Here is an 8,875-nt window from a genome sequence, read left to right on the forward strand (position 1 = left end):
TGCGAGTCTGTAGTACTTTCTTCTGTTGTCGCTAACTCCATTGCATTTCCTTCTTCATATCCAGCTTCGTAATTAGAGGAATCATCTTGTTCTACTTGTTCTGGTGTTTCTACATCTGATAACGGTTCATTATTTTGTGCTGAATCCACTTCAGTTTCTTCAGTCGTTACTAAAACTTCACCGTTCCCTCCATCTTGTTCTGTTTCGTAATCGGAAGGATCATCTTGCTCAGGCTGCTTTATATCTTCTACATCGGACAATTCCGGATTTTCTTCTTCGCCATCATTCCCATTCATCGTTGCCAATTCTTCATTATTTTCTTCTTGATTTTCTGTTTCATAATCAGATGGATCATCCTGCTCACCTTGCTCTGGAGCTTCTACATCCTGCAATTCTGAATCATTTTGGTTTGCCCCTTCTCCTTCCTCTCTAATTTCTGAAAGTTCTTCGTTATTATCTTCCCCTTCTTGGTTTTCGTATTGAGAAGGATCGTCCTGCTCAGGCTGCTCTATATCTTCTACATCGGACAACTCCGGATTTTCTTCTTCATCATTTCCATTCACCGTTGCCAATTCTTCATTGTTTCCTTCTTGGTTTTCAGTTTCATAATCAGATGGATCATCCTGCTCACCTTGTTCTTGAGCTTCTACATCCTGCAATTCTGAATCGCTTTTTTCTGTACCTTCTCTTTCCTCATTAATTTTTGAAAGTTCTTCGTTGTTATCTTCTCCTTCTTGATTTTCGTATTGAGAAGAATCATCCTGTTCAGGCTGCTTCGCATCTTCTACTTCAGATAACTCCGGATTTTCTTCTTCAACTCCTTCTAACGATGCAAGGTTTTCTGGATTGACTTCTTCTTGATCTTCTTGATACTCTTCTGTCTCTTCTTGCTCTGCATTTACAACCACTTCATCCTCATCTTCATCAATTGTGGCTCTTTCTTGTTCTTCCTCGTCTTGCTTTTCTTCGTCTTGATGTTGTTCTGTTTGTTCGTCTTCTTCACCAATACTTGCATATTTTGTTTTTTCTTCTTCACTTTCTCCCGAAACTTTCTCTTCATCTAGGGTAGCTTGTTTTGTTCCGCTTTCATCAGCTGTATGTTCAGAAGGATCATCCCCCATATAATTTGGATCAGAATCTCCAAACATATCTTTTGCTCGTCCTACACCTGCATTAATGCCATCCATTGTTCGATTAAATCCATCCTTTGTTTTGCCTGCCATATACTCTAAATCCGTAAATGAATTATACGCAACCTTCGATTTACGGAATGCCGCTTTGATGTTATCTCTAAAGATATAACAAAGGACAAATACCAGAATCTGAAGGATCATCGTCATTAAATAGCCAGATGTTCCCGCTTCCGGAAGTTCATATAACAGCCCAGCAATTGAAAATAGAATAATTACAATAAGTGACAAGAAAATTTTTGCGGCTAACGGTTTAAGCCATTGTTCAGCCCAACTAATTAAAACGCGCCTATTTTTCGGTAATAATGCAAAAGCCATCGCTATTGGACCAATAATACTCATTACCATAAACAACAATTGGCACGCTACTATCAGCAAGCATATAACCGCTGTTGGAGCTCCTGCAAAAGTATTTACAATGTAGTACATAAAGGTAAATATCAATCGCTCCCCTACCGACTCATTTGTCATCATAAAATTCTTATGTTCTTTAACATCTTCTGTTACTAACTTAACCCTATCTTCCCCAGGTGGTGTATTGATTAATTTATTTACCCTCTCTACACCAATAGTATCTAGTGAATCTTGACCATATTGTAAGTACAAATAAGGACGCTCTACCATCAACTCCCACATTTGTGCTTTCACATTCGCTATAGCCCGACTTTTTGTTTGCCCTGGATTCCCATGGATTGTTCCGGTTGTCTTACTTAAAACTTGAAGACTAATTTCAGAACTAATTGTATTCATCCCTTTCAGAATCGCTGGTGCATTTGCGATGTAAAGCAATATACCTGCAATAACACACACTACCTTAAATAATTCACTTATCCCCTTTGTCATTTGTCTTTTTACAAAAAACAAATAAATAAAATATATAACAGATAAAATACATGTCATTTTAATAATCGATGGGAATAAACCTTCACTTTCAAATTCCGGTTTACTTCCTATTCCCGCTATATTTTGCATTGCTTTCCCTAATTTATCTGCAACGACATCAATAATATCTAAACTGAAGGATTGTTCTACTATAAATAACAATATCTTTGTCAACCAAACTCCAAACTGGAACATTAATGAAACTATCCATTGACCAACTCCATTAATTTTCCGCTGTATATCTTTCCCTACAGAATCATCACCAAACATATAGCCCCAAGCCTTTGAGAAAAAGCCTTTTTCATCGTCTTTATGTGGTGCGGTATCTATCTCATAATGAACATTCTCAAAATCTTCTTGCTTAGATTTATCAAACAGGTTACCTGAAATTGTATTGGCCTCTGACGCTTTTGGTTCATCCTCTGCAAAGGCTACATTCGGCACGGTACCGACAAATAAAATAAAAATGGCCATAAAAAGAGGGAAGAGCTTTTTCATTCTCGTTCCCCCTCCCACTTATGGACTTGTATTGGTTTCTTATCTCCTACAATGGACTCTAAATTGTGAGTATCTCCCCAAGCCCAACCGTAATTCTTCCATTTCCCATCTTTCTTATCTTTTATCATTTTTAATTCCACACTACTCTTCCCACCTGTACCTGGATGATAATAACGAGCCTTGTAATAAAATTCATTTGAACCTTCTTCTAGATCATACCTAAACAGCTCATATCGCCCGTTCAATTTATCACTTGCCCCTGGATATGTTACATTGTATTCCTTCAAAAATTCGTATTCATTTATATGCAATTCATTCATTTTTTTATTATCTAATTCAATATAAGCTTTCATATATTCCAAAGCTGCTTTATCAGCCGCTTTTATATCAATCGATTTCTGATTATCTACCACTTCACTTTTTGTAGATTGACAGGCTGTAAGGGTTGTTACAATTAACCCTCCAGCAACAATAGCTCCTACTAAATAGCCCAATGTTTTTTTATATTTCACGATTCCTTCACTCCTATTTCGCCTTATATTAAGCGCCCGCGAGTTCCTGTTCACGTTCTTCCGCTGTTTTCGTTGAAGAATCAAATGCCTCTGCTAATTCTTTGAAAACAGGATCAACTTTAATAACTGCCGTACGTCCATAGATGTCTTGGAACAAGCAATGACCCCTTTTTAAATTCTGCAACATTCTTATATTAGCGTCTGTTACTGGCAAATTATAATATCCTAACATTTCTTTTGCTTCAGCATCATTTTTTAAACAATAGGAGAATTTCATTCCAACGTTGGCAATTTCTTTATTCGCTGAATTAAAATCACTCGCATTTTGTGTACCAAGATATAATCCTGTATTGTGATAACGCCCTTTACGAATAATTTCATCCGAAAGTTTTGCCCCTTCACGATTTCTCATAACGTTTTTAGCTTCATCTTGAATATAAACTTTAAATTTCTTACGATCTGTTGAAAGCATAAGGGATTTACCGAATGCTGTTAAAGCTGTAAGAACACTTTCTGATAATTTATCAGTTATACTCAATACAGTTTGCTCTAATGGTGGTAATGATAAATGTTGAATTTGTAAAACTTGTAAAGCTCTTTCTAAATCTAAGGCCCTATAATCCTGACCTGGTTTACCAAACAATAGATTTGCAAGTGGTGAATTTTCTATTGTATTTAAACGTGTTACTAATTCTGTTAATAGCGCTAACTCTTCTTGAATCAATTCACCATCTTGTTTCATTTCAAGCAATTCGTCTTTTATTATAGATAAACAAGGCTCTTCCTTCTTTGCTACTCGTTGAATTGCTGTCCATAGGAAGTCATATTTTGAGTTCTCTAACGTCACACCTGTTAAATATGTTAAAACTTCCAACGATAAACTCATCGCATCTTCTTTTGTTGCACTAACACGGAATGGGTCTAAACATCCTTTGTCACGTTCACTTTGTCCTAAAGTCCATACTTCCAATTGATCCTTATTTTTTTTAAACCCTGGGAGCATTTTTGGCCATTCACTTCTATCCCCTTTAGGATCGACACAAAATGCAAGCCCATCGCTCATAACAATCCAGTATAATAAGATGTTCATTAAGAATGATTTCCCTTTCCCTGTCATACCGGCTATCATTACTGATAAACTATCAAATTCATTATTTAAGTTCTCTAACGCTTTTGCTGCTAAGTCTGGTCTAATAAAGACCGGACGATTTAATTTAACTGTACGGCCAATGTAAAACCCTTGATTGTCGCCAATTTGTGTTGTTGCCCCAAACATACCTTGTGCTAACACCCCTGGCTCCGCATATATTTTAAAATCTTTATTATAGCGTTTTGCCCCTGGGAAAAATTCATAGAAATATGCCATCTGATCGCCATAAGGATTTACTAATTGAATTTTCATCTTTCTATACTCTGTAATTAGTTTCTTAACGCGATGAGCCAATGTTTTTTGATCTTGAGCATGAACAGCAAATAAAATACTCATTTCAAATCCTGGTGCACCCGTTGTCTGGAAAACGTCTTGCATCAGTTTAACTCCGGCCGCCTTACGATCTACAGTCCGGTCTACAGTTCCACCAAGTGCCGCCTGGTGACGTTGGTCATTTAATTCCCGCTCGCTATTTTGCAATCCTTTTAGAACACTCACATTCTCCATATGATGAGCACGAATACTAACTTCCACCGGGAATTTTAAAGAATGCGATTGTATACGATATATCCATTCTCGACCTGGAAAATGTGATTGTGGGTCCATATCACTTACTGCCAGAAACGAAACGTAACTTTCTTCTAAATCCCCCTCTGCATTTCTCCTTTGAAGTCGAATACAACGGCCAGGCTCTTCATCTACTTCACACTCAGTTAAGCGAAGAATAGCCTCACGGTCTGGACGGGTTGCTGTTTTAGTTTCTCCATTTTCATCTACCCATGAAATTTTGGTTCCTACATTCCAATCCTTCACTGTTTCTGGAGCTGTCATTCCACGAGTGAAATTATGTTCAATTAAGAACCTTGTAACTGGTGGTGTCGCTCTTCTCACAAAACGAAAAGCACCTAACAATTGATTATAAATACCATCTTCGGCTTCCTTATAATCACTAATCTCTTCTTCTAACAAGTCACTTTCTTCAATTCCCATTGCTCGAAACGGCGTTTCAGTAAACCCTTTTATAAATTTTCTAGCGAATTTTGAGGTTTCAATTACTGGGTTTTTGACTTGTTTTTCTTTCTTATCTTGATTTAATTGCACTAATAAGAAAAAATGATATTCTGTATTTTCTTTTGAGACTGATGATTGTTGCAAATATAATTTCACTTTTTCAAAAAGGACCTTTGCCGTGTTAGACAAAGGTCCTTTCAATCTTGCAATATGTTCATCTATAATTGCGTCAGAATCAGTTACTTTTGGAATGACGAGTAAATGAAAATCACTTTCTAATTGTGTAAATAAAGACTTCTGGTTTGAGAAATATGTTTTCTTCATCCGATCACTTTGATGTTCATATTCAAAACCTTCGACTTCATAAATACTCCAAACCCTCTGATCTGGACAAAAACAAAGATTATCCTCTACATGATTAATTGGGAATTCTGATACACTATTTAACGCAAGCATTAAATATCCTCACCTTCTATATTTTCAAATATTTTTATTAAATATTCATTTTCAAATTCATCCTCTTGTTTTAGTACCATTCGTCTTCTTCTAAACGTATTGTTTCGGATTCTTCTGTGTCTTGTTCTATTAGAGTCAACGGATAATCTTCAACCTCCCCTTGACTCATAGGTATAATAGGAACAATATCCGATTCACGGTAACGAATGAAAATAGGACTTTCAAAAACATATTTTTTTGGTTTTTCAAACCTTATAAAGCGTGACATTTTATGTGGCCTTAATTTAAATAAAATCCATGATCTAGCAAATACTAAAAATGACTTACCATCTGTTTTATACGTATCTAAGCCCCAAACTGCAAAACCTGGAATGATAATGTAATATGGAAGCCAAAATTCATCAGCAATTGGTCCAATAAACCAAGAAGTTAATGGGAAAACTCTTAATATAACAAACACCAATACTATTAAGGCATAATAGCCTAACATCTTCCACGACACAGGTCGTGGAAGACGATAGCCTAATAATTCATATTGGCGACGTTCATATTTCATATAACTTCCGAAAGTATATACAATAAAAGGTTTTGATTTTTCTTCCATCAGCAAGAACGCCTCCTTATTTAATTACATTCCTAACATTCCACCTAAGAATGATCCTACTTTTTCAAGAGTTTCTGGTGCTGCTACAAGGAAGAATCCAAGGCCACCCGCGATAACAATTGTAACCAGGAAGCCCCATGCTCGCTTCGCAATACAAAAGATAACTAACCCGATAATGATAATCCCTAAAGCATATTTCCCTTGTGTTTTAACCCAGTCATACGCTCCATCTAAACCAAATCCCAGTATCATATTATTTAATAAATTCATTTTATTTTCCCCTCTCTATTTCACTGTCATATCAGTGACGATATATTGTTTTCCTTCTTTTTTAACTGTTAATACATATTTCATTGTCATTTTGGATTCTGAAACAGCATCTTTCATTTCAGCAATTGTATAAACTTCATACGTACCTTTCTTTGATCCTACATATACTTTCGCTTCCTTGATTTGTTCAAAGTGAAGCGCTCCTTCTAACCCTTTAATATCTTTGTTGTGTAATACATACTCCAATTCTTTTTGAGTTGCTGTTGTGTAAGACTTGAAGAAAGTTGGTAAGAAGTCGCGAATTTCTTGTTTCGCCTTATAATCTGCCTCATCTGATTGCTTTTCATCTTTATCAACTTTGATTTTCGCTTTATTGTCTACTTTAACCACTTGAGGATTTCCCGTTACAATAAACCCTTTTCCATCCGTTTGAATCGGTACAGCAATTGTTTCTGTAACGTCTTTTCCTTCATCTTGACGAGTAAGTTTATAATCTACTTTAAGAACCATATCTGCACTTTGTTTTCCAGTCTCTTTTACCCGCACAATGGAAGCTTGTACATAATTTGCATCCCACTGAAGACTATGCATATCTAATCCAGCTTGTGGGTCTGCTCCTTCTAATAAATAGGGTTTTAAACGCCCTTCTCTGTTAGCACGCTCGTTATCCCCACGTTTCCAGGTAAAGTATTCCTTTGCAAATTGCTTTGTAAATTCTACCGCTTCTGGCCGTGTAGCTCCGTTCTGATCTACTTGCACTTTAGAATCCGAGCCCTTTTGCACCATTGCTTTCAATTTATTATTAGTAATAAGCCCGGTAATCGAAACCGTAAACATCCATAAGAAGAGTACCCAAAAGACCACATTTCCGATCTTCTTCGCTTTATACGAAGGTATTCGGAAAGGTTTCCTCCTTTTTTCCCTCCACTTATTCAACCTTTCTTTTAACCCCACACCATTTCACTCCTAACCTTTTTTATCAAATGCTTTCGAAAGTCCCATAACTGCAACTGTTACAACAAGTAACCCTTCCCAGCCATACCTTCCATAAATCTCTAAAAACATAGATTTTATTTCTTCATAAACCGGTTGTGCTTCTGGGAATCTACGAAATATAAAATCTTTTGATACAACTAACACAATAACCGCCGTTATAAAAGAAACAATTGTTGAAAGTACAAATCGAAACACCCTCTTATAACCTCACTTTCTCATTAGGATTTCCGATGTTCCGATAAATCGCTCCAAAAGGATTTTGTAAGACTTCTTCAAACATCACGACATAAACAGGTACATTCGGGCTCTCCATTTCTTTCATATACCGTAACAATTCTTTTTGTCGCCCCTCATTACCAGCAATAAAGATTAGTCGCCATTTCTCTATTGGGTATGTTAGACCTGCATATCGATCATATTTTTTAACCGATTCCTCTCGGCTTAAAAAGTCGTTATACCTTCGTAGCTTTTTCTCGATAACCTCTTTCGTTCCGTAAGTACGTTCCATTTCCAAAAACAAGCCGTAATTTCCTTCGATTCTGTTTTTCAAACCAATAACAGCCAATCCATCTGGTCGAATAACAGCACTTTTATTTTTGTCATATTGAAACGTTCCTCTTGCTTCATTTATCCATTCTTTCATTCCAATTGGAATGTCTGTCTTTGATTGCTCCAACATGGCACATTCAACATGAGCCAACATCAAACTATGATAAACAAAAGTCGCAACTCGATTGGACCATTTATAATTCCAATGGACCTCACCTCTCAACTCTCGCACCATTTCAACACCGTACTTATCAAGCGTATAAATATTTGATCCGTTACCTGATCGCCTACGCTTTCCACGAATACTTGCCACTGGATGTCTTTCACTTTTGATGTAATTTTCTTTCTCTAATTTCGCAAGTCTTGCGTAGATTGATTTTTCTTTATGATTGGGATAATTTTTTATACGAATATATTCAAAATCCAAATAGATGTGTGTATGAATATCCATAAATAATTGTTCATCCTCAGTGGTTAAAATCATCTTCATCCTCCTTCCCACCATTAAAAGTCAAAGATACTTTTTTCTGCTTTTGATTCAGGATTTTCTATTTTCTGCGATTCCCCATTTTTGATTTCAACGGGATACTTTTCTTTATCGTCATCCCCCGTTTCAAACGGATAATCAACTTCCTCTTTCTCTTTCAAAAAGATATGATCAGTGTTTTCCATCTCCCACGGGAAAGGCATATCCATAATGACAGGTGATTCCTCTTGCGCTGCCTCTTCAGCTTTCTCAAAGAGCGATTCCTCTTGC

At 36.5% G+C, this 8,875-nt stretch carries 9 protein-coding genes; all 9 read right to left on the bottom strand.

Annotated elements, in window-relative coordinates; genetic code table 11:
- On the bottom strand, nt 1-2,570 hold a 2,570-nt coding region (locus BLT20_RS29615; protein ID WP_073340441.1), incomplete at its 3' end, for a CD3337/EF1877 family mobilome membrane protein.
- Nucleotides 2,567-3,082 carry a hypothetical protein gene (locus BLT20_RS29620; protein WP_061685329.1) on the bottom strand — a complete coding sequence of 172 codons (516 nt, stop codon included), beginning with the start codon at nt 3,080-3,082 and terminating at the stop codon, nt 2,567-2,569. The genes BLT20_RS29615 and BLT20_RS29620, both read right to left, overlap by 4 nt.
- 28 nt (nt 3,083-3,110) lie before the next feature.
- A complete protein-coding gene (locus BLT20_RS29625; protein ID WP_000880537.1) occupies nt 3,111-5,699 on the bottom strand; it encodes an ATP-binding protein in 2,589 nt (862 codons plus the stop codon).
- 70 nt (nt 5,700-5,769) lie between these two features.
- Nucleotides 5,770-6,303, bottom strand: a complete 534-nt coding sequence (locus BLT20_RS29630; protein ID WP_000391621.1) for a TcpE family conjugal transfer membrane protein — start codon at nt 6,301-6,303, stop codon at nt 5,770-5,772.
- Between the two features lie 24 nt (nt 6,304-6,327).
- Complete coding sequence (locus BLT20_RS29635) at nt 6,328-6,573, bottom strand: TcpD family membrane protein (RefSeq protein WP_001050787.1); 246 nt, start codon at nt 6,571-6,573, stop codon at nt 6,328-6,330.
- Nucleotides 6,574-6,588: 15 nt separating this feature from the next.
- A complete protein-coding gene (locus BLT20_RS29640; RefSeq protein WP_235033604.1) occupies nt 6,589-7,410 on the bottom strand; it encodes a conjugal transfer protein in 822 nt (273 codons plus the stop codon).
- 129 nt (nt 7,411-7,539) lie between these two features.
- Entirely contained in the window at nt 7,540-7,764 is a 225-nt protein-coding gene (locus tag BLT20_RS29645) for a hypothetical protein (protein WP_000488267.1), read from the bottom strand.
- Between the two features lie 4 nt (nt 7,765-7,768).
- Nucleotides 7,769-8,602, bottom strand: a complete 834-nt coding sequence (locus BLT20_RS29650) for a replication-relaxation family protein (RefSeq protein WP_061685326.1) — start codon at nt 8,600-8,602, stop codon at nt 7,769-7,771.
- Between the two features lie 20 nt (nt 8,603-8,622).
- Nucleotides 8,623-8,875, bottom strand: a 253-nt coding sequence (locus BLT20_RS29655) for a hypothetical protein (RefSeq protein WP_141770004.1), incomplete at its 5' end; no start/stop codon positions are given.

The sequence above is a fragment of the Bacillus sp. cl96 genome, assembly GCF_900100505.1.
GTDB lineage: Bacteria > Bacillota > Bacilli > Bacillales > Bacillaceae_G > Bacillus_A > Bacillus_A cereus.